The sequence below is a fragment of the Pseudoxanthobacter sp. M-2 genome, from assembly GCF_046156265.1.
GTDB lineage: Bacteria > Pseudomonadota > Alphaproteobacteria > Rhizobiales > Segnochrobactraceae > CAMDHY01.
The window spans coordinates 69,894-90,094 of the sequence record NZ_JAWDIR010000045.1 but is presented as its reverse complement, the minus strand read 5'-3'; the positions used below and the strand labels follow the sequence as shown (position 1 = coordinate 90,094).

Annotated in this window: 16 protein-coding genes; 9 read left to right on the top strand and 7 right to left on the bottom strand. The window is 68.2% G+C overall.

The annotated features are described in order from the left end of the window. Window positions 1–88 precede the first annotated feature (88 nt). The 9 genes from zapE to lpdA all read left to right on the top strand — a co-directional run bounded on the left by zapE (window position 89) and on the right by lpdA (window position 11,423). On the top strand, window positions 89–1,264 hold the full coding sequence (gene zapE, locus RUR49_RS21730) for a cell division protein ZapE (RefSeq protein WP_409148538.1): 1,176 nt from the start codon (window positions 89–91) through the stop codon (window positions 1,262–1,264). 136 nt (window positions 1,265–1,400) lie between these two features. Further along, entirely contained in the window at window positions 1,401–2,363 is a 963-nt protein-coding gene (gene mdh / locus RUR49_RS21725) for a malate dehydrogenase (protein WP_409148537.1), read from the top strand. A gap of 43 nt (window positions 2,364–2,406) precedes the next feature. Continuing rightward, window positions 2,407–3,600 (top strand): ADP-forming succinate--CoA ligase subunit beta, encoded by a 1,194-nt coding sequence (sucC, locus tag RUR49_RS21720; RefSeq protein WP_409148536.1) that lies wholly within the window; start codon window positions 2,407–2,409, stop codon window positions 3,598–3,600. 60 nt (window positions 3,601–3,660) lie between these two features. Further along, window positions 3,661–4,545: a succinate--CoA ligase subunit alpha gene (sucD, locus tag RUR49_RS21715; RefSeq protein ID WP_409148535.1), complete on the top strand. Its 885-nt coding sequence runs from the start codon at window positions 3,661–3,663 to the stop codon at window positions 4,543–4,545. Window positions 4,546–4,708: 163 nt separating this feature from the next. Continuing rightward, on the top strand, window positions 4,709–7,666 hold the full coding sequence (locus RUR49_RS21710) for a 2-oxoglutarate dehydrogenase E1 component (RefSeq protein WP_409148534.1): 2,958 nt from the start codon (window positions 4,709–4,711) through the stop codon (window positions 7,664–7,666). Between the two features lie 70 nt (window positions 7,667–7,736). Then, complete coding sequence (gene odhB, locus RUR49_RS21705; RefSeq protein ID WP_409148533.1) at window positions 7,737–9,008, top strand: 2-oxoglutarate dehydrogenase complex dihydrolipoyllysine-residue succinyltransferase; 1,272 nt, start codon at window positions 7,737–7,739, stop codon at window positions 9,006–9,008. Between the two features lie 28 nt (window positions 9,009–9,036). Beyond that, window positions 9,037–9,372: a hypothetical protein gene (locus RUR49_RS21700; protein ID WP_409148532.1), complete on the top strand. Its 336-nt coding sequence runs from the start codon at window positions 9,037–9,039 to the stop codon at window positions 9,370–9,372. Between the two features lie 157 nt (window positions 9,373–9,529). Continuing rightward, window positions 9,530–9,814, top strand: coding sequence for a hypothetical protein (locus tag RUR49_RS21695; RefSeq protein ID WP_409148531.1), 285 nt, complete (start codon window positions 9,530–9,532; stop codon window positions 9,812–9,814). Between the two features lie 208 nt (window positions 9,815–10,022). Continuing rightward, the gene (gene lpdA, locus RUR49_RS21690) at window positions 10,023–11,423 is read left to right on the top strand and encodes a dihydrolipoyl dehydrogenase (protein ID WP_409148530.1); all 1,401 of its coding nucleotides are present in this window, start codon (window positions 10,023–10,025) and stop codon (window positions 11,421–11,423) included. A 74-nt stretch (window positions 11,424–11,497) separates the two neighbouring features. Here lpdA and RUR49_RS21685 read toward each other — a convergent pair whose 3' ends face one another. The 7 genes from RUR49_RS21685 to RUR49_RS21655 form a co-directional block, all read right to left on the bottom strand. Continuing rightward, a complete protein-coding gene (locus tag RUR49_RS21685; protein ID WP_409148529.1) occupies window positions 11,498–13,120 on the bottom strand; it encodes an ABC transporter ATP-binding protein in 1,623 nt (540 codons plus the stop codon). A gap of 13 nt (window positions 13,121–13,133) precedes the next feature. Further along, a complete protein-coding gene (locus RUR49_RS21680; RefSeq protein WP_409148528.1) occupies window positions 13,134–13,583 on the bottom strand; it encodes a type II toxin-antitoxin system VapC family toxin in 450 nt (149 codons plus the stop codon). Between the two features lie 9 nt (window positions 13,584–13,592). Next, the gene (locus tag RUR49_RS21675) at window positions 13,593–13,826 is read right to left on the bottom strand and encodes a hypothetical protein (protein ID WP_409148527.1); all 234 of its coding nucleotides are present in this window, start codon (window positions 13,824–13,826) and stop codon (window positions 13,593–13,595) included. 56 nt (window positions 13,827–13,882) lie between these two features. Beyond that, window positions 13,883–14,971: an ABC transporter permease gene (locus tag RUR49_RS21670; RefSeq protein WP_409148751.1), complete on the bottom strand. Its 1,089-nt coding sequence runs from the start codon at window positions 14,969–14,971 to the stop codon at window positions 13,883–13,885. A gap of 70 nt (window positions 14,972–15,041) precedes the next feature. After that, window positions 15,042–16,148: a microcin C ABC transporter permease YejB gene (locus RUR49_RS21665; protein WP_409148526.1), complete on the bottom strand. Its 1,107-nt coding sequence runs from the start codon at window positions 16,146–16,148 to the stop codon at window positions 15,042–15,044. A 9-nt stretch (window positions 16,149–16,157) separates the two neighbouring features. Next, window positions 16,158–18,095 carry an extracellular solute-binding protein gene (locus tag RUR49_RS21660; protein WP_409148525.1) on the bottom strand — a complete coding sequence of 646 codons (1,938 nt, stop codon included), beginning with the start codon at window positions 18,093–18,095 and terminating at the stop codon, window positions 16,158–16,160. 8 nt (window positions 18,096–18,103) lie between these two features. Then, window positions 18,104–20,056: an extracellular solute-binding protein gene (locus tag RUR49_RS21655; RefSeq protein ID WP_409148524.1), complete on the bottom strand. Its 1,953-nt coding sequence runs from the start codon at window positions 20,054–20,056 to the stop codon at window positions 18,104–18,106. Window positions 20,057–20,201 lie beyond the last annotated feature (145 nt).

The following is a 20,201-nucleotide window of genomic DNA, read 5'->3' as shown; positions in this document are numbered from 1 at the left end:
TGCCTGCGGGGGCGCTCTCTCCTAGACGAGGCGGCGCACGCCGCCCGCCGGGCGGCTTCCGCCACGCCGACCGGACACGACCTTTCCCATGACCGAGCGCCCAGAAGGCGAGGCCGCCGCGTCGGCCGAAAGCGTTAGCGCGCTCTACGCCCGGCGTGTCGCGGCGGGCGAGATCGTGCCGGACGAAGCGCAGCGCGACGTCGTGCGCCGCCTCGACGACCTCGCCGCACGCCTCGCCGAGACGCCGCCGCCGGCGCCGAAGCGTCGTCTCGGCTGGCTGTTCGGCGCCGGGCGCAGCGAACCGGAGCCCGTCCGCGGCCTCTACGTCTATGGCGACGTCGGCCGCGGCAAGACGATGCTGATGGACATGTTCTTCGCCACCGTCGCCGAGCCGCGCAAGCGGCGGGCGCATTTCCACGTCTTCATGCAGGACGTGCACGTGCGCATCGGCGAGACGCGGCGTGCCATCGCCGACGGGCGGCTGCGCGGCGACGACCCGATCCCGCCGGTGGCGGAGGCGCTCGCCGCCAAGGCGCGGCTCCTCTGCTTCGACGAGTTCTCCGTCACCGACATCGCCGACGCCATGCTGCTCGGCCGCCTGTTCACCCGCCTGTTCGAACTCGGCGTCGTCCTCGTCGCCACCTCAAACGTCGCGCCCGACGACCTCTATCGCGACGGCATCAACCGTGGCCACTTCCTTGGCTTCGTCGAATTGCTCAAGACCCGCGTCGACGTCGTCCGTCTCGACGCCCAGGAGGACTACCGGCTCGACAAGCTCGCCGGCCTGCCCGTCTACTTCACGCCGCTCGGGCCGCCCGCGACGGCCGGCGAGAAGCGGCTGTTCCGCGCTCTCACCGGTGCCGACGCGGCGCCGCCAACGACGCTGTCGGTGGACGGGCGGGCGGTGACTATCCCAGAGGCAAGTGGCGGCGTGGCCCGCGCCTCCTTCGACGACCTCTGCCGCCAGCCGCTCGGCCCGCACGACTACATCGCCCTGGCGCAGCGGTTCCACACGCTCGTGCTCACCGGCGTGCCGATCCTCGACGCGTCCAACCGCAACGAGGCGAAGCGCTTCATCACGCTGATCGATGCCCTTTACGACATGCGAGTCCGCCTGATCGTCACCGCGGCGGCCGATCCGGTCGGGCTCTATCTGGCCGATCAGGGCACCGAGGCGTTCGAGTTCCAGCGCACCGCCTCGCGCCTCTACGAGATGCGGTCGGCCTCCTATCTCTCGAGCGTCGAGGCGCCGCCGCTGACTTGAGGCTGACTTGACGTGCGCGGCAACCGCAGAAAGCGCCGTTCCGGGGCCGCGACAACTTGAACACCTTGCCCAAAGGGAGTAGTAGCGACGGGACCAAGCGAGGTCTAACGCTACACTTTACGTAAAGGGAAACCGGATGGCGCGGAACAAGATCGCACTGATCGGCGCAGGTCAGATCGGCGGCACGCTCGCCCTCTTGGCCGGCCTGAAGGAGCTCGGCGACGTCGTGCTGTTCGACATCGTCGACGGCGTTCCGCAGGGCAAGGCGCTCGACATCGCCGAGGCCTCGCCGGTCGAGGGCTTCGATGCGAAGCTCGCCGGTGCCTCGAGCTACGAGGCGATCGCCGGCTCCGACGTCGTCATCGTCACCGCCGGCGTGCCGCGCAAGCCGGGCATGAGCCGCGACGACCTGCTCGGCATCAACCTCAAGGTCATGGAAGCCGTCGGCAACGGGCTGAAGCAGTACGCCCCCGACGCCTTCGTCATCTGCATCACCAACCCGCTCGACGCGATGGTGTGGGCGCTGCAGAAGTTTTCCGGGCTGCCGTCCAACAAGGTCGTCGGCATGGCCGGCGTGCTGGACTCGGCCCGCTTCCGCTATTTCCTCTCCGAGGAATTCGGCGTCTCCGTCCAGGACGTTACCGCCTTCGTGCTCGGCGGCCACGGCGACGACATGGTCCCCTCCGTCCGCTACTCGACGGTCGCCGGCGTGCCGCTGCCCGACCTCGTTGCGATGGGCTGGACCACCCAGGAGAAGGTCGACGCCATCGTCGAGCGCACCCGCAAGGGCGGCGGCGAGATCGTCAACCTGCTGAAGACCGGCTCGGCCTTCTACGCCCCGGCGGCGTCCGGCATCGCCATGGCCGAGAGCTACCTCAAGGACAAGAAGCGCGTCCTGCCGTGCGCCGCCTTCCTCGCCGGCGAGTATGGCGTCTCCGACATGTATGTCGGCGTCCCCGTGGTGATCGGAGCCGGCGGCGTCGAGCGCATCATGGAAGTGAAGCTCGATGCCACCGAGAAGGCGATGTTCGAGAAGTCGGTCGCCTCGGTGAAGACGCTCTGCGACGCCTGCGCGCAGATCCAGCCGGCGCTCGCCTGAGCGCCCCTCCCGTCCGCGAACCTGAAACGAGCGGGGCTGCCCGATGAACATCCACGAGTACCAGGCCAAGGCCATCCTCAAGGACTACGGCTGCCCCGTGTCGAAGGGCGTCCCGATCTTCTCCGCCGGCGAGGCGGAGGCGGCGGCGAAGGCTCTCGGCGGCCCGCTGTGGGTGGTGAAGTCGCAGATCCACGCCGGCGGCCGCGGCAAGGGCAAGTTCAAGGAGGCCTCCGCCGGTGAGAAGGGTGGCGTTCGCCTGGCGAAGTCGATCGACGAGGTGAAGGCCTTCGCCACGGAGATGCTCGGCGCGACGCTCGTCACCATCCAGACCGGCCCGGCCGGCAAGCAGGTCAACCGCCTCTACGTCGAGGACGGCTCCGACATCGACAAGGAATTCTACCTGTCGATGCTGGTCGACCGCGCCACCGGCCGCGTCGCCTTCGTCGTCTCCACCGAGGGCGGCATGGACATCGAGACGGTCGCTCACGACACGCCCGAGAAGATCATCACCTTCTCCGTCGATCCGGCGACCGGCGTCATGCCCCACCACGGCCGCACCGTCGCCAAGGCCCTGAAGCTCACCGGCCCGCTCGCCAAGCAGGCGGGGGATCTGGTCTCCAAGCTCTATGCCGCCTTCACCGAGAAGGACATGGCGATGCTCGAGATCAATCCGCTGATCGTCACCAAGGGCGGCGAGCTGAAGTGCCTCGACGCCAAGGTGTCGTTCGATTCGAACGCGCTCTACCGGCACCCCGAGGTGATGGAGCTGCGCGACGTCACCGAGGAGGACGAGAAGGAGATCGAGGCGTCGAAGTACGACCTCTCCTACATCGCCCTCGACGGCACCATCGGCTGCATGGTCAACGGCGCCGGCCTCGCCATGGCGACGATGGACATCATCAAGCTCTACGGCGAGGAGCCGGCGAACTTCCTCGACGTCGGCGGTGGCGCCAGCAAGGAGAAGGTGACGGCCGCCTTCAAGATCATCACCGCCGATCCGGCGGTGAAGGGCATCCTCGTCAACATCTTCGGCGGCATCATGCGCTGCGACATCATCGCGGAGGGCGTCATCGCCGCCGTGAAGGAGGTCGGCCTCAAGGTGCCGCTGGTGGTTCGCCTCGAAGGCACCAACGTCGAGCTCGGCAAGCAGATCCTGTCGCAGTCCGGCCTCAACGTCATCGCCGCCGACGACCTCGACGATGCCGCCGCGCAGATCGTCAAGGCGGTGCGGGGCTGAGCCCCGCGTCCGCCCGATTGCCGCTCCGCACTGCCGTCGCACGAAGCTAGCGAGCCCCGAATGTCCATCCTCATCGACGCGAACACCAAGGTCATCTGCCAGGGCTTCACCGGCAAGACCGGAACCTTCCACTCCGAGCAGGCGGTCGCCTACGGAACGAAGATGGTCGGCGGCGTCAGCCCCGGCAAAGGCGGTTCCTCCCATCTCGGCCTGCCGGTCTTCGACACCGTCGGTGAGGCGGTGGCGGCGACCGGCGCCGACGCGAGCGTCATCTACGTGCCGCCGCCCGGTGCCGCCGACGCCATCTGCGAGGCGATCGACGCCGGCGTGCCGCTGATCGTCTGCATCACCGAGGGCATCCCGGTGCTCGACATGGTGCGCGTCAAGCGGGCGCTGGACGGCTCGAAGTCGCGCCTCATCGGCCCGAACTGCCCGGGCGTGATGACGGCGGGCGAGTGCAAGATCGGCATCATGCCGGGCTCGATCTTCAACCCGGGCTCGGTCGGCATCGTCTCGCGCTCCGGCACGCTCACCTACGAGGCGGTGTTCCAGACGACCCGCGAGGGCCTCGGCCAGACGACGGCCGTCGGCATCGGCGGCGACCCGGTGAAGGGCACCGAGTTCATCGACGTGCTTGAGATGTTCCTCGCCGACGAGAAGACCAAGTCGATCGTTATGATCGGCGAGATCGGCGGCGACGCCGAGGAGCGCGCTGCCCAGTTCATCGCCGACGAGGCCAAGCGCGGCCGCAAGAAGCCGATGGTCGGCTTCATTGCCGGCCGCACCGCCCCTCCCGGCCGCCGCATGGGTCATGCTGGTGCCATCATCTCGGGTGGTTCTGGCGGCGCCGAGGCGAAGATCGCCGCGATGGAGGCAGCGGGCATCACCGTTTCCCCGTCGCCGGCGCGGCTCGGCAAGACGCTGGTCGAAGTCCTGAAGGGCTGACGACGACGGCGACGTGACGGAAGACGACAACGGTGCGACGGGAGACGCACCGCATTATTCGAACGGACCGATGGGGCAGGTCCGACCGCTGGAGGACGGCGGGGCCCGCTGAAGGCCTCGCGACAAGAAAGGGAGCCGGCGAACCCGGTTCGGACGGACAACGATGGCGCGACAGGACGTGAACGCCGCCTTGCAGGCGACTTCCTTCCTCTATGGCGGCAACGCCGCCTATATCGAGGATCTCTACGAGCGCTTCCGAAAGGACCCCGCTTCCGTCGACGCGGAGTGGCGCGAGTTCTTCGCCGCGCTGAAGGACGATCAGTCCGCTCCCGCGCGCCCCGCCTCCGCCGCCGAATGGGCCCGTCCCGACTGGCCGGTGCCGATGAACGGTGAACTCGTCGCCGCCTTCGACGGCAACTGGGAGCCGATCGCCGTCGCCGTCGAGAAGAAGGTGAAGGCGAAGGCGCAGTCGGCCGGCGTGGCGCTCAGCGACGCCGACGTGCTGCGCTCGACCCGCGATTCCGTCCGCGCCATCATGATGATCCGCGCCTACCGGATGCGCGGCCACCTCTATGCGAGCCTCGATCCGCTCGGCCTCGCGCCGCCGCGCGACCACGAGGAGCTGCACCCCTCGTCCTACGGCTTCACGGAAGCCGACTGGGATCGCAAGATCTTCCTCGACAACGTCCTCGGGCTCGAGTTCGCGACGATCCGGGAGATGCTGGCGATCCTGCGCCGCACCTACTGCGCCACCATCGGCGTCGAGTTCATGCACATCTCCGATCCGGCCGAGAAGGCCTGGATCCAGGAGCGCATCGAGGGCCCGGACAAGTTCGTCTCCTTCACCCCCGAGGGCAAGAAGGCGATCCTCAACAAGCTCGTCGAGGCCGAGGGCTTCGAGAAGTTCATCGACGTCAAGTACACCGGCACCAAGCGCTTCGGTCTCGACGGCGGTGAATCGCTGATCCCCGCGCTCGAGCAGATCATCAAGCGCGGCGGCCACCTCGGTGTGCGCGACATCGTCTTCGGCATGGCCCACCGTGGCCGCCTCAACGTGCTCGCTCAGGTGATGGGCAAGCCGCACCGGGCGATCTTCCACGAGTTCAAGGGCGGCTCCTACGCTCCCGACGAGGTCGAGGGCTCCGGCGACGTCAAATACCACCTCGGCGCCTCGTCGGACCGCGAGTTCGACAGCAACAAGGTGCACTTGTCGCTGACCGCGAACCCGTCGCACCTCGAGATCGTCGATCCCGTCGTGCTCGGCAAGGCGCGCGCCAAGCAGGACCAGCTCGGCGACGTCGACCGCACCCAGGTGCTGCCGCTGCTGCTGCACGGCGACGCCGCCTTCGCGGGGCAGGGCGTCGTGGCCGAGTGCCTCGGCCTGTCGGGCCTGAAGGGTCACCGCACCGGCGGCTCGATCCACTTCATCATCAACAACCAGATCGGCTTCACGACGAACCCGCGCTACTCGCGCTCGTCGCCCTATCCCTCCGACGTCGCCAAGATGATCGAGGCGCCGATCTTCCACGTGAACGGCGATGATCCGGAAGCCGTCGTCTACTGCGCCAAGATCGCCACCGAGTTCCGCCAGGCGTTCCACAAGCCCGTCGTCGTCGACATGCTGTGCTACCGCCGCTACGGCCACAACGAGGGCGACGAGCCGGCGTTCACCCAGCCGCTGATGTACAAGAAGATCCGCGGCCAGCCGTCGACGCTCGAGATCTACTCGAAGAAGCTCGAGGGCGAGGGGCTGCTCAAGGCTGGCGAGCTCGACGGCATGCGCGCTGCCTGGCGTCAGCGCCTCGAGGAGGAGTTCGAGGCGGGCCAGCACTACAAGCCGAACAAGGCCGACTGGCTCGACGGCCGCTGGACCGGCCTGCGCCAGGCCGACAGCGAGGAGGATCCGCGCCGTGGCCAGACCGGCATGCCGGTCGAGCAGCTGCGCGAGATCGGCGAGAAGCTCGTTGCCGTGCCGCCGGGTCTCGAGGTGCATCGGACGATCCGCCGCTTCCTCGACGGCCGCGCCAAGATGGTGGAGACGGGCGAGGGCATCGACTGGGCGATGGCGGAGGCGCTCGCCTTCGGCTCGCTGCTCGTCGAGGGCCACCCGGTCCGCCTCTCCGGCCAGGACGTCGAGCGTGGCACCTTCTCGCAGCGTCACTCGGTGCTGTTCGATCAGAACACCGAGGAGCGCTACATCCCGCTCAACAACCTCGCGCCGAACCAGGGCCGCTACGAGGTCATCAACTCGATGCTCTCGGAGGAGGCGGTGCTCGGCTTCGAGTACGGCTACTCGCTGTCGGAGCCGAACTGCCTGACGCTCTGGGAAGCCCAGTTCGGCGACTTCGCCAACGGCGCCCAGGTGGTCTTCGACCAGTTCATCTCGTCCGGCGAACGCAAGTGGCTGCGCATGTCCGGCCTCGTCTGCCTTCTGCCGCACGGCTATGAGGGACAGGGTCCGGAGCACTCGTCGGCGCGCCTCGAGCGCTTCCTGCAGATGTGCGCCGAGGACAACATGCAGGTCGCGAACTGCTCGACGCCGGCGAACTACTTCCACGTGCTGCGCCGGCAGCTGACGCGCGAGTTCCGCAAGCCGCTGATCCTGATGACGCCGAAGTCGCTGCTGCGCCACAAGCGCTGCGTCTCGCGGCTCGACGAGATGGCGGCCGGCTCGACCTTCCACCGCATCCTGTGGGACGACGCCCAGTTCGCGCCGCACCTGACGACGACGCGGCTCGTCGCCGACGACAAGATCCGTCGGGTCGTGCTGTGCTCAGGCAAGGTCTATTACGACCTCCTCGAGGAGCGCGAGAAGCGCGGCGTCGACGACGTCTACCTGCTGCGGGTCGAGCAGCTCTACCCGTTCCCGACCAAGGCGCTCGCCGGCGAGCTCGCGCGGTTCCCGAACGCCGACGTCGCCTGGTGCCAGGAAGAGCCGAAGAACATGGGGTCGTGGGCGTTCGTCCAGCCCTATCTCGAGTGGGTGCTGCCGCAGGCGAAGCTGAAGGTCGACCGGCCGAAATATGTCGGTCGTCCGGCCTCCGCCGCGACCGCCACGGGCCTGATGTCGAAGCACGTCGCCCAGCTGCAGGCGTTCCTCGACGAGGCGCTCGGCGGCTGAGCCCGGCAAGAACTTCCAGAGGCGCGGACGGGTCGTCCGCGCTCAGACAAGAATGGATGAAGGCGAAGCGATGGCCACGGAAATCCGCGTCCCGACGCTTGGTGAATCGGTCAGCGAAGCGACCATCGCCCAGTGGTTCAAGAAGCCCGGCGAGAGCGTCACCGCCGACGAGCCGTTGGTCGAGCTCGAGACCGACAAGGTGACGATCGAGGTGCCGGCGCCCGCCTCCGGCGTGCTCGCCGACGTGCTGGTGCGCGACGGCGAGACCGTCGGCGTCGGCGCCCTGCTCGGCATGATCGACGCCGCCGGTGCCGGTTCAGCCACCGCGGCCGCGACGGCGACCGGCTCGCCCGAGAAGAAGTCCGACAAGACGGCCGCGATCGGTGCCGGCCCAGAGGAGGTTGCGCCGAAGGCGGAGGCCGCCAAGCCTGCCGGCAAGCCAGCGCCGGCCGACGCGCCGCTCGCCCCCTCGGTGCAGAAGCTCGTCACCGAGAACCGTCTCGACCCCGCCTCGATCGAGGCGAGCGGGCGCGGTGGCCGGCTCACCAAGGGCGACGTCCTCGCCGCCCTGGAGACCGTCAACAAGCCCGCTGCGGCGCCTGCCCCGACGGCCGCCCGCGCGCCCACGACCGGCGACGACGCCGGTCGCGAAGAGCGTGTCCGCATGTCCAAGCTGCGCCAGACCATCGCGCGGCGCCTCAAGGAGGCGCAGAGCTCGGCCGCCATGCTGACGACGTTCAACGACGTCGACATGTCGGCGGTCATGCAGCTGCGCAAGGACTACAAGGACGTCTTCGAGAAGAAGCACGGCGTCCGGCTCGGCTTCATGGGCTTCTTCGTGAAGGCCTGCATCCAGGCGCTGCGCGAGATCCCGAACGTCAATGCCGAGATCGACGGCACCGACATCATCTACAAGAACTACTATCACGTCGGCGTGGCCGTCGGCACCGACAAGGGCCTCGTCGTGCCGGTGGTGCGCAATGCGGACCAGCTCTCGATCGCCGGTGTCGAGAAGGCGATCAACGCGCTGGGCAAGAAGGCGCGAGATGGCCAGCTCGGCATCGAGGACATGCAGGGCGGCACCTTCACGATCTCGAACGGCGGCGTCTACGGCTCGCTGATGTCGACGCCGATCCTGAACGCGCCGCAGTCCGGCATCCTCGGCATGCACCGCATCGACGAGCGCCCGGTGGTGAAGGGCGGCCAGATCGTCATCCGTCCGATGATGTACCTGGCGCTCTCCTACGACCACCGCATCGTCGACGGCAAGGAAGCGGTCACCTTCCTCGTCCGCGTCAAGGAAGCGATCGAGGACCCGCAGCGCCTCGTCCTCGACCTCTGAGGACTGCGCCCGAGAGGGAGGTCGCACCTTGGCCTTCGTCCCGCGCCTCGGCCCGCAGTCGTCGCGCCCGGCAACCGCCGGGCGCCCGCGCAACCGAAAGGCGCGTCTGATCGCCGCCACGGTGGCGCTCGTGCTCGGCGCCATCGTCATCGCGCTGTCGCTGTGGATGGAGAACTGGGACCGCATCCTCGAGGGCGGCCGTCTCATGTTCATCGCGCCGGATTTCCTCGGCGGCTGGAAGGTCCAGGCGGAAATGTCCGTCTACCTTCGTCAGGTCGGCGGCGGCGGTCTCGGTGTCGGCGTCGCCATCCTCGTCGGCGACTGGCTGAAGCGTGCGCAAGCCCCGCGCCAGCCGCCGGCTTGATGCTCTGTCCACAGTGATCCACATCACAGGCACGGCGTGCGATCGGCGTTTACGATTGATTGATCGAAAGCGCCGAACGATGGCGCCGACGCCTCATTTCCGACATCGCCCTCGGGCTGATGCCGGGCCTTCAACGCAATACGGGCTGGTACCGAAGATGAGTGGTTCTCAGGAGATCGCGGCGCTCAAGGTCGTGCGCCACGGCGTTCTCGAAGTGTCGTGGGCCGACGGTTTCGTCGGCCAGGTTGACCTGCAGGGGCTGATCGGGCGTGGCGGTGTCTACGCCTCACTGACCAACCCCAAGACGTTCTCCCGCGTCGCCGTCGCGCCGGACGCCCAGTCCATCGTCTGGACGGATTGCGACGGTGACCGTATCGAGCTCGGCTCCGCCTCGCTCAGGGTGCGCGCCGAGGTTCGCTGCGGCTTCGACGCCGCCGCCTGATCGGCGGGTCGCGCGTCGCGGCGCCCGAGGGCGCCGACTGAAAAGTGCAGCGATATGGCCGGTTCGGCTTCCGGGCGGCGCCGGCTTGGGTTATGCGTCGCTCGCCGTCGCTGAACCCTCCGGCGCCTCCGTTCGCGCGGGTGGCGCTGCCGACGGCGCGGGGCCTCTCGCCCCGTCGTCCGCCCAGCCAGCCCTGCGAGGAAGCACCATGGCCACCTACGACCTCGTCGTCATCGGAACCGGTCCGGGTGGCTATGTCTGCGCGATCAGGGCGGCCCAACTCGGGCTGAAGGTCGCCGTCGTCGAGAAGCGTGCCACCCACGGTGGCACCTGCCTCAACGTCGGCTGCATCCCCTCGAAGGCGCTGTTGCACGCGAGCGAGCTCTTCGAGGAGGCCGGCCACGGCTTCGCCGGCATGGGCATCGGTGTCGAGCCGAAGCTCGACCTCTCGCGCATGCTCGACTTCAAGGACGAGGGCGTCGACGGCAACGTCAAGGGCGTCGAGTTCCTGCTGAAGAAGAACAAGGTCGACGTCGTATTCGGCGTCGGCACCATCCTCGCCGCCGGCAAGGTCGCGGTGAAGGGCAACGACGGCAAGGTCGTCACGCTCGAGGCGAAGGCGATCATCATCGCCACCGGCTCCGACGTCACGCCGCTGCCAGGCGTCACCATCGACGAGAAGCGTATCGTCTCCTCCACCGGCGCGCTCGACCTCGAGACCGTGCCGAAGCATCTCGTCGTCGTCGGCGCCGGCGTCATCGGCCTCGAGCTCGGTTCGGTCTGGCGCCGCCTCGGCTCGAAGGTGACGGTCGTCGAATATCTCGACCGCATCCTGCCCGGCATGGACCTCGAGGTCGCCAAGCAGTTCCAGCGCATCCTCGCCAAGCAGGGGATGACGTTCCGGCTGTCCAGCAAGGTCGCCGGCGTCGAGACGACGGGCGACGGCGTGAAGGTCACGGTCGAGCCGGCCGCGGGCGGCGAGAGCCAGGTGATCGAGGCCGACGTCGTGCTCGTCGCCATCGGCCGCCGCCCCTACACCGAGGGCCTCGGCCTCGCCGAGGCGGGCGTCGCGCTCGATGGCCGGGGCCGCGTCGTCATCGACCAGCACTTCGCCACCAACGTGCCCGGCATCTACGCGATCGGCGACGTCGTCGCCGGCCCGATGCTCGCCCACAAGGCCGAGGACGAGGGGGTCGCGGTCGCCGAGATCCTCGCCGGCCAGGCCGGCCACGTGAACTACGACGTCATTCCGGGCGTGGTCTACACCTACCCGGAGGTCGCCGCGGTGGGTAAGACCGAGGAGGAGCTGAAGGAGGCCGGCGTCGCCTACAAGGTCGGCAAGTTCCCGTTCCTGGCGAACGGCCGCGCCAAGGTGAACCGCACCACCGACGGCTTCGTGAAGGTGCTGGCCGATGCGAAGACAGACCGTGTGCTCGGCGTCCACATCATCGGCCCGAGCGCCGGCGAGATGATCCACGAGGCGGTGATCGCCATGGAGTTCGGCGCCAGCGCCGAAGACATCGCCCGCTCCACCCACGCCCACCCGACGCTGTCGGAGGCGGTGAAGGAAGCGGCGATGGCCGTGGACGGTCGCGCCATCCACATGTGACGCAGCCGGGGCGCCGGCCCGGCCTTCCCTGTTCTTTTCCGACGGCCCGTACGGACCTTCCCGGCCGCCCCTCCTCAGGCGGCCGGGACCGCCGTGCTGCGCAGGTCGAAGGCCGCCGCCATCAGCGCGCGCGTGTAGTCGGACTTCGGTGCGCTGAATATCTCCTCCGCCGGCCCCGCCTCGACGACCTTGCCGTTGCGCATGACGATGACGTCGTTGGCGAGCGCCTTCACCACCTTGAGGTCGTGGGAGATGAACAGGTAGGCGAGGTTGCGCTTCGCCTGCAGCTCGCGGAGCAGGTCGACCATCTGCGCCTGCACGCTCATGTCGAGGGCCGAGGTCGGCTCGTCCAGCATGATGAAGGCCGGCGCCAGCACGAGGGCGCGCGCCACCGCGATGCGCTGGCGCTGCCCGCCGGAGAACTCGTGCGGATAGCGATGCCGCGCCGCTGGGTCGAGCCCGACGTCGACCAGCGCCTCGGCGGCGCGGCGATCGCGCTCCTCGAAGCTCGTGCCCGGCTCGTGCACCTTCAGCCCTTCGGTGATGATGTCGCCGACCGACATGCGCGGGCTGAGCGAGCCATAGGGGTCCTGGAAGACTATCTGGAGGTTGCGCCTGAGCGGCTGCATCGCCTTCCACGACCGGCCCTGCACCTCCTCGCCGAGCACGACGATGCGGCCCTCGGAGTGGATCAGGCGCAGGAGTGCAAAGCCGAGCGTCGTCTTGCCGGATCCCGATTCGCCCACCACCCCCAGCGTCTGGCCGCGCCGCACCTGAACGTCGACGCCGTCCACCGCCTTGATGTAGCCGACGGTCCGGCGCAGCAGCCCGCGCTTGATCGGGAACCACACCTTCAGGTCCGTCGCTTCGACGACGACGGGCGCCGACCGGTCCGACTTCGGCGGGTCGCCCTTCGGCTCGGCCGCGAGCAACTGGCGCGTATAGGCGTGCTGCGGCCGCGTGAACACCTCTTCGACCGGCCCGTGCTCGACGATCTTGCCCTTCGTCATCACGCAGACGCGGTCGGCGATGCGCCGGACGATGCCGAGGTCGTGGGTGATGAACAGGATCGCCATGCCGAGGCGCGTCTGCAGCTCCTTCAGGAGCGCCAGGATTTGCGCCTGCACGGTGACGTCGAGCGCCGTCGTCGGCTCGTCTGCGATGAGCAGCTCCGGCTCATTGGCGAGCGCCATGGCGATCATCACGCGCTGGCGCTGGCCGCCGGAGAGCTGGTGCGGATAGGCGCCGAGGCGGCTCGCCGGGTCGGGAATGCCGACCTGTTCGAGAAGCTCGATGGTCCGCGCCCGCGCCGCCGCGCCGCCGAGGCCGCGATGCACCGAGAGAATCTCGCCGATCTGCCGCTCGATGGTGTGCAGCGGGTTGAGCGAACTCATCGGCTCCTGGAACACCATGGTGATGTCGTTGCCGCGCACCCCCCGCAGCGTCCGCTCGTCGGCCTTCAGCATGTCCTTGCCGTCGAAGATGATCTCGCCGGAGGGATGGCTGGCGGCCGGATAGGGCAGCAGGCGGACGATCGACAATGCCGTCACCGACTTGCCGGACCCGGATTCGCCGACGATCGCCAGCGTCTCGCCCCGCCCGACCTCGAAGGAGACGTGGTCGACCGCCAGCGTCGAGGTGCCACCCTGGTGGAATGCAACGGAGAGATCGCGGACGGAGAGGAGGGGAGGGGTCATGGCAATTGGCACGTCATGTCGGAGAGCGGGTCGCGTTGGCGATGGCCGCAGCGTCGAGATCGATCAGCGCCATGCCGGGCGGCAGACGGAGGCGAGCGTCCGCTGAAACCACCCCTTCGCAGGCGGTGAGCTTTGCTGTTGCGACGTGGATGGCGTCGGGCAGCTTCAGGAGGCCGTACTGCGCTCGCAGATCCGCTGCAGCCTCGAGCACGTCGCGGGTGACATTGGTGACGGTGAACCGGTCAGTGCCGGTGAGGATCGTCCGATAGAGTTCCGCGAGTTCTTGATCCCGGTCTCGCAGTGGCCGCACGAGGAGTTCCGCGAGCGTCAGGAGGCTCGTCACCCCGTGCAGCGACGGCAGTGCGTCCAGCATGCCGAGAAGCCCGCGGGCCGCGTCGCTGCGCCCGTCGACACCCTCGAACGCGGCGATGAAGACGTTGGTGTCTAGGTAAAGCCTCGGCACCGACGATCCTCACCCTTCGCCGTCGCGAACGGCGCGGACGTGGGCAAGGATTCCGTCGACGTCGGTAAAGTTCGCCCGCCGCTGACCAAAGAAGCGCGAGAAGTGGCCGGTGACCCGGTTCTCCGTCTCATGGGGCGCCAGTTCGCGTACCGTCACCTCGACACGGTGCGACGGGTCGATGCCACCGCGCAGGTCGACGGGCAGTTCGCCTGCTGGCACTTGCCTGACGACGATCCTGTTCATGCTGGCATGGCTCCCTGACGGAATCCCGAGAAGTCTATCACGCCAGCAAGTCCGGCTCACGAAAACGTCTTCCGTGGGTCGAACGCGTCGCGCACCGCCTCGCCGATGAAGATCAGGAGCGACAGCATCAGCGAGATGACGAAGAAGCCGCAGATGCCCAGCCAGGGCGCCTGCAGGTTGTTCTTGCCCTGGGCGAGCAGCTCACCGAGCGAGGGTGACCCGGGCGGCAGGCCGAAGCCGAGGAAGTCGAGCGACGTCAGCGTCGTGATCGAGCCGTTGAGGATGAACGGCATGAAGGTGAGCGAGGCCACCATGGCGTTCGGCAGCATGTGGCGCAGCATGATCGTGCCGTTGCCGACGCCGAGCGCGCGCGCCGCCGTGACGTACTCGTAGTTGCGGGCGCGCAGGAACTCCGCCCGCACCACGCCGACGAGCGCCACCCACGAGAACAGGAGCAGGATGCCGAGCAGGAGCCAGAAGCTCGGCGCCAGCACCGACGACAGGATCAGCAGCAGGTAGAGCGAGGGGATCGACGTCCAGATCTCGAGCAGGCGCTGGGCGAGGAGGTCGATCCAGCCGCCGAAATAGCCCTGCACCGCGCCTGCGGCGACGCCGATCACCGAGGAGAAGACGGTGAGGATCAGCCCGAAGATGACCGAGATGCGGAAGCCGTAGAGCAGCCGGGCGAGCACGTCGCGGCCTTGGTCGTCGGTGCCGAGCCAGTTCCAGTTCCACGCCGTGCAGGACGGGTCGTCGACGCCAAGCGGCATGCGCGAGCAGCGCTCTTCCTTGCTCAACTGCCAGGAGGGTGGCGCCGGCGCCGGGACGGGGATCTCGTAGTTCACCGTCATGTAGGAGTAGCGGACCGGCGGCCAGACCATCCAGCCGTTGGCGCGGATCTCGTCCTGGATGAACGGGTCGCGGTAGTTGGTCGTGGCGAGGAAGCCGCCGAACTTCTCCTCCGGATAATCGACCAGCACCGGAAACAGGATCTCGCCCTTGTAGGAGGCGACGATCGGCCGGTCGTTGGCGATGAACTCGGAGACGAGCGTCACGCCGAACAGCGCGAGGAATATCCACAGCGACCACCAGCCGCGCCGGTGGCGGCGGAAGTTCTGCCACCGCCGCTGGTTCAGCGGCGACAGCGTCCACCGCGACCGCGGCGGGTTTGCCGTCGCGACGGTGGGCGGGAGAGCGTCGGCGCGCGCGTCCACGTCAGACCTCACGGCTCTCGAAGTCGATGCGCGGATCGACCCACATGTAGGTGAGGTCGGAGATCAGACCGACGACGAGGCCCATCAGCGAGAAGATGTAGAGGGTCGCGAACACCACCGCGTAGTCGCGGTTGATCACCGATTCGAAGCCGAGCAGCCCCAGCCCGTCGAGCGAGAAGATCGTTTCGATGAGCAGCGACCCGCCGAAGAACGCCCCGATGAAGGCGCCCGGGAAGCCGGCGATGACGATCAGCATGGCGTTGCGGAAAATGTGGCCGTAGAGGACGCGGTTCTCGGTCAGGCCCTTCATGCGTGCCGTCATCACGTACTGCTTGCGGACCTCCTCGAGGAACGAGTTCTTCGTCAGAAGCGTCGTGGTGGCGAAGGCGCCGAGCGTCATCGCGGTGATCGGCAGCACCATGTGCCAGAGGTAGTCGAGGATCTGCTGGTGCCACGGCAGGGTGGCGAAATCGTCGGAGACGAGCCCGCGCAGCGGGAAGATGTTCCAGAACGAGCCGCCGGCGAACAGCACGATGAGCAGCACCGCGAACAGGAAGCTCGGGATGGCGTAGCCGATGATCACCACCGCCGAGGTCCAGATGTCGAAGCGCGAGCCGTCGCGCACCGCCTTCGCCACCCCGAGCGGGATCGAGATGCCGTAGGACAGCACCATCATCCACAGCCCGATCGAGATCGACACCGGCAGCTTCTCGAGGATCAGCTCGAGGACCGAGATGTCGCGGAAGTAGCTGTCGCCGAAATTGAAGGTGGCGTAGTCGCCGATCATCTTCAGGAATCGTTCCAGCGGCGGCTTGTCGAAGCCGAACTGCTGCTCGAGCTGCTTGATGAACTCCGGGTCCAGCCCCTGCGCGCCGCGATAGGTGGAGGTCGAGCCACCCGTCCCCTGGCCCTGCACGCCGGAGCCGGCGAAGTCGCCGCCGCCGCCGCTGATGCGCGCCGTCGCCGACGTGTCGGTGCCGGTGATCTGGGCGATCACCCGCTCCACCGGTCCGCCGGGGGCGAACTGGATGATGACGAAGCTCACTGCCATGATCCCGATCAGCGTCGGGATCATCAGGAGGATGCGGCGGAGGACGTAGGCGCCCATCGTGTGACCTCAGCCCGTCCGGCCCAGCTTCTCGGCCCGCCCGGTATCCCACCACCACGTCGTCTCGACCGGGAAGCCGTAGCGCGGCTTCGTCGCCGGGCTGCCGAACAGGTCCCAGAAGGCGACGTTGTGGGAGGCCTTGTACCAGTTCGGCACCCACGGCAGTTCCACGCGCAATACACGGTCGAGGGCGCGGGCGGCCACCGTCATGTCCTGTCGCGTCGGTGCCGCGATGATGAGCTCGACCAGGGCGTCGACGGCCGGGTTGGCGATGCCGGCCATGTTGCGGCTGCCGTTGGTGCGGGCGCTCTCGGAGGTGAAAAACTGCCGCAGCTCCTCGCCCGGCGTTTCTGGCAGGGAGAAGCGCAGTCCGGTCATGTCGAAGTCGAAGCCGTCCGTGCGGGCCTGGTACTGGGCGGGATCGACGATGCGCTCCGTCGCCTCGATGCCGACCCGCTGCAGGTTGCGGAAGAACGGCTGGATGATGCGGCTCGAAGAGTTGTCGTTCTCGAGATACTCGATGGTGAACGGGCGGCCGGCGGCGTCCACCAGCCGGCTGCCTTCCCGCCGCCAGCCGGCCTCCTGCAGGAGGTCGCTCGCCTGACGCAGCAGCCGGCGATCCTGACCGCTGCCGTCACTCACCGGCGCCCGCCACGCCTCGCCGAACACCGCATCCGAAATCTGGCCCCGGAATGGCTCTAGCAGGGCCAGTTCCTCGGGCGAGGGAAGGCCGGTCGCCATCATCGCCGAGTTCTGGAAGAACGATTCGGTGCGGAGATAGAGGCCGTAGAACAGTGCCTTGTTCGACCATTCGAAGTCGAAGCAGAGGCCGATCGCCGCCCGCGTCCGCGGGTCGGCGAACTTCTCGCGGCGCAGGTTCATGAAGAAGCCCTGGGCGCCGGATGCGCTGTCGTCGGGAAAGGTCTCCAGGCGCACGCGGCCATCGGTGACGGCCGGAAAGTTGTATTCGGTCGCCCACGTGCGCGAGGTGAACTCCTCCCGATATGTCACCTCGCCCTTCTTCAGGGCCTCGAACGCCACCTGGCGGTCGCGGTAGAACTCCAGGCGCACGACGTCGAAGTTGAAGCGGCCGCGGGCGGTCGACAAGTCGGCGGCCCACCAGTCGGCGACCCGGTCGTACTCGATGTAGCGGCCCGGCTCGAAGCGGCCGATGCGGTAGGGCCCGGACCCGAGCGGCGGCTCGAGCGTCGAGGCGTCGAACTCGCGGGTCGCATAGTACGCCTTCGAGAAGATCGGCAGCGTCGCGATCACCATGACGAGCTGGCGTGACTGCTGGCCGGAGAAGCGCACCACGACGGTATCCGGAGCCGTCGCCTCCGCCGCGGTCATCTCCCGGATCGTCTGGGCGATGATCGGGTGGCCCTTCTCCTTGAGGATCGTCAGGGAGAACGCCACGTCCTCGGCCGTCAGCGGTGAGCCGTCATTGAAGCGCGCCTCCGGCCGCAGCCGGAACGTGAAGGTGTTGCCGTCCTCGGAGCGCTCCACGGAGCGGGCAACGAGGCCGTAGAGAGCATCCGGCTCGTCGAGCGCGCGCACCATCAGGCTGTCGAAGATCGTCTCGACTCGCGGCGGCGCGTCGCCCTTCAGGATGAAGGTGTTGAAGGTGTTGAAGGTCTGCGGGTTCTGGTTGTAGGCCCAGTTCGGCGCGGTGAAGACGATGCGCCCGCCCTTCGGCGCCGCCGGGTTCACCCACTCGAAGTTGGCGAAGTCCGGGCCGTACTTGAGGTCGCCGAACACGGAGATGCCGTGCTGCTCGCCGGCCGGCATCTTCGGTGCGACGGCAGCCGCTCCACCGCCCTCCTGCGCCACGGCACGTCCGCCGAAGCCGGCCGCCAGTGCGGCGCCGGCTGCGATCGTCAGCACCGTCCGGCGGGTCTCGCCCCGCCGCGCCGTCCTGCCCGGCGCCGCTCCCCTCCCGGCGTCCATCGGGCTCGTCACTGCGGCGCCCGCCCGACCTTGGCGGCCTTGGCCTCGTCCCACCACCAGGTGGTCGGGAAGCCGGGCGTCAGCATCGGCAGCGGCTCGGCGTGGCCGAAGCGGTCCCAGACGGCGACGCGGGTGAAGGGAAGCGTCCAGCCGGGAACGATGTAGTGATTCCACAGCAGGATGCGGTCGAGCGCCTTCGTCGCCGCGATGAGGTCGTCGCGGTCCTTGGCGAAGACGACGCGCTGGATCGCCTTCTCGACCGCCGGGTTCTTGATGCCGCCATAGTTCTGCGAGGCGGCGTGGTCGGCGGCGTCAGCCCCGAAATAGGCCCACTGCTCGTTGCCGGGCGACAGCGACTGGCCCCAGCCGCCGTAGATCATGTCGAAGTCGCGGTTGCGTATCCGCTCGATGTATTGCGACGTGTCGACCGTGCGGACGGACATCTCGATGCCGATCTTCGCGAGCGACTGCTTGTAGAGGAGCGCCACCCGCTCGAAGGTCGGCCCGTTCAGCAGGAACTCGAAGCGGAAGGGCTTGCCCTGGGCATCGACGAGCTGGCGGCCCTGCAGCTTCCAGCCTGCCTCCTGCAGCAGGCGCAGCGCCTCACGTAGGTTGTCGCGAACCCCCTGCGGCGTCTCGGAGTTCGGCGAGGTGTAGGCCGTCGTGAAGATCGCCTCGGGCATGGAGCGGGCGCGGTCCTCCAGCGTGAGGCTGGCGGCGATCTCCTCCAGGATGGCGCGCTCAGGCCCCTCCGGCAGGCCCTTCGAGGCGAGGTCGGTACCGTAGAAGTAGCTGTCGACGCGGAAATACTGCCCGAAGAACAGGACGCGATTCATCTCCGAGAAGTCGAGGGCGAGGTCGAGCGCCCGGCGCACCCGCGGGTCGGCGAACATCTCGCGCCGCTGGTTCGGGATGAACCCCACCATCACGCCCGAACCCTCGTCCGGGAAACTCTCGAGCTTCACCCGCCCATCACGGACGGCCGGGAAGTCATAGGCCGTCGCCCAGTTCTTCGCCGAGGTCTCGACGCGCCAGTCGAACTGGTCCCCCTTGAAGGCCTCGAGCTCGGCGGTGTCGTCGCGGAAATACTCCCAGCGCAGCTCGTCGAAGTTGTTCTGGCCGACGTTCACCGGCAGGTCCTTCGCCCAGTAGTCGGGCACGCGCTCGTAGGCGATGGTCCGGCCCGGCACCACCCGCTTGATCCGGTAGGGGCCGGAGCCGAGCGGCCATTCGAGCGTGCTGCGGGTCACGTCGCGGGTGTTGCCCTGCGCGTCCGTGCCCTCCCACCAGTGCTTCGGCAGCACGGTCAGCTGGCCGACGATGTGCGGCAGCTCGCGGTTGCCGGTCTCGTCGAAGGTGAAGGTCACCTCGCTGGGGCCTGTCACCTCGGCCTTCGTCACGTGCCGGTAGTAGTACTGCTGCTGCGGATTGTTCTTCGTCAGCACCTCAAACGACCAGACGACGTCCTCCGGCGTGATCGGCGCGCCGTCGTGGAATTTCGCCTCTGGCCGCAGCCGGAACGTCACCGACGAGAAGTCGTCCGGATAGCGCATCGCCTCGGCGACGAGGCCGTACATCGACGACGCCTCGTCATAGGACGAGGTCATCAGCGTGTCGTAGAGGAGATTGCTGGCGCCGGCCGCCAGCGTGCCCTTGGGCACCACGAAGTTCAGGGTGTCGAACGTGCCGTCGGCGGAAAATCGCGCCAGCCCGCCCTTGGGCGCCTGCGGGTTGACGTAGTCGAAGTGGGTGAAGCCGTCCGTGTATTTCGGCTCGCCGATCAGCGCCGTGCCCGTCCGCCAGGCTGGCTCGGCCTGAGCTGCCGGCTGGGGAGAGGCCGGCGCGGCGCCGGCCGCCGGAGCGCCACCGTTCTCTGTCGCCGCGTCCTGCGCCGACGCGACGGACAGGCCCGGCAGGGCGAGGAGGGCGGAGAGGCCGAAGGCGGCGAGGAAACGGATCATGCTGCGTCCGGGTCGGTGGATCGATCCCGGGATATTAGGGTCGCGGGCCGGGGAGGGACACCGCAGAGGCGCCGCGTGGAGAAAATTTAATTCGCCTTCGCCCCGCCGGAGGGATGTCCGGGCATGAAAAAGGGGGCGTCACCGC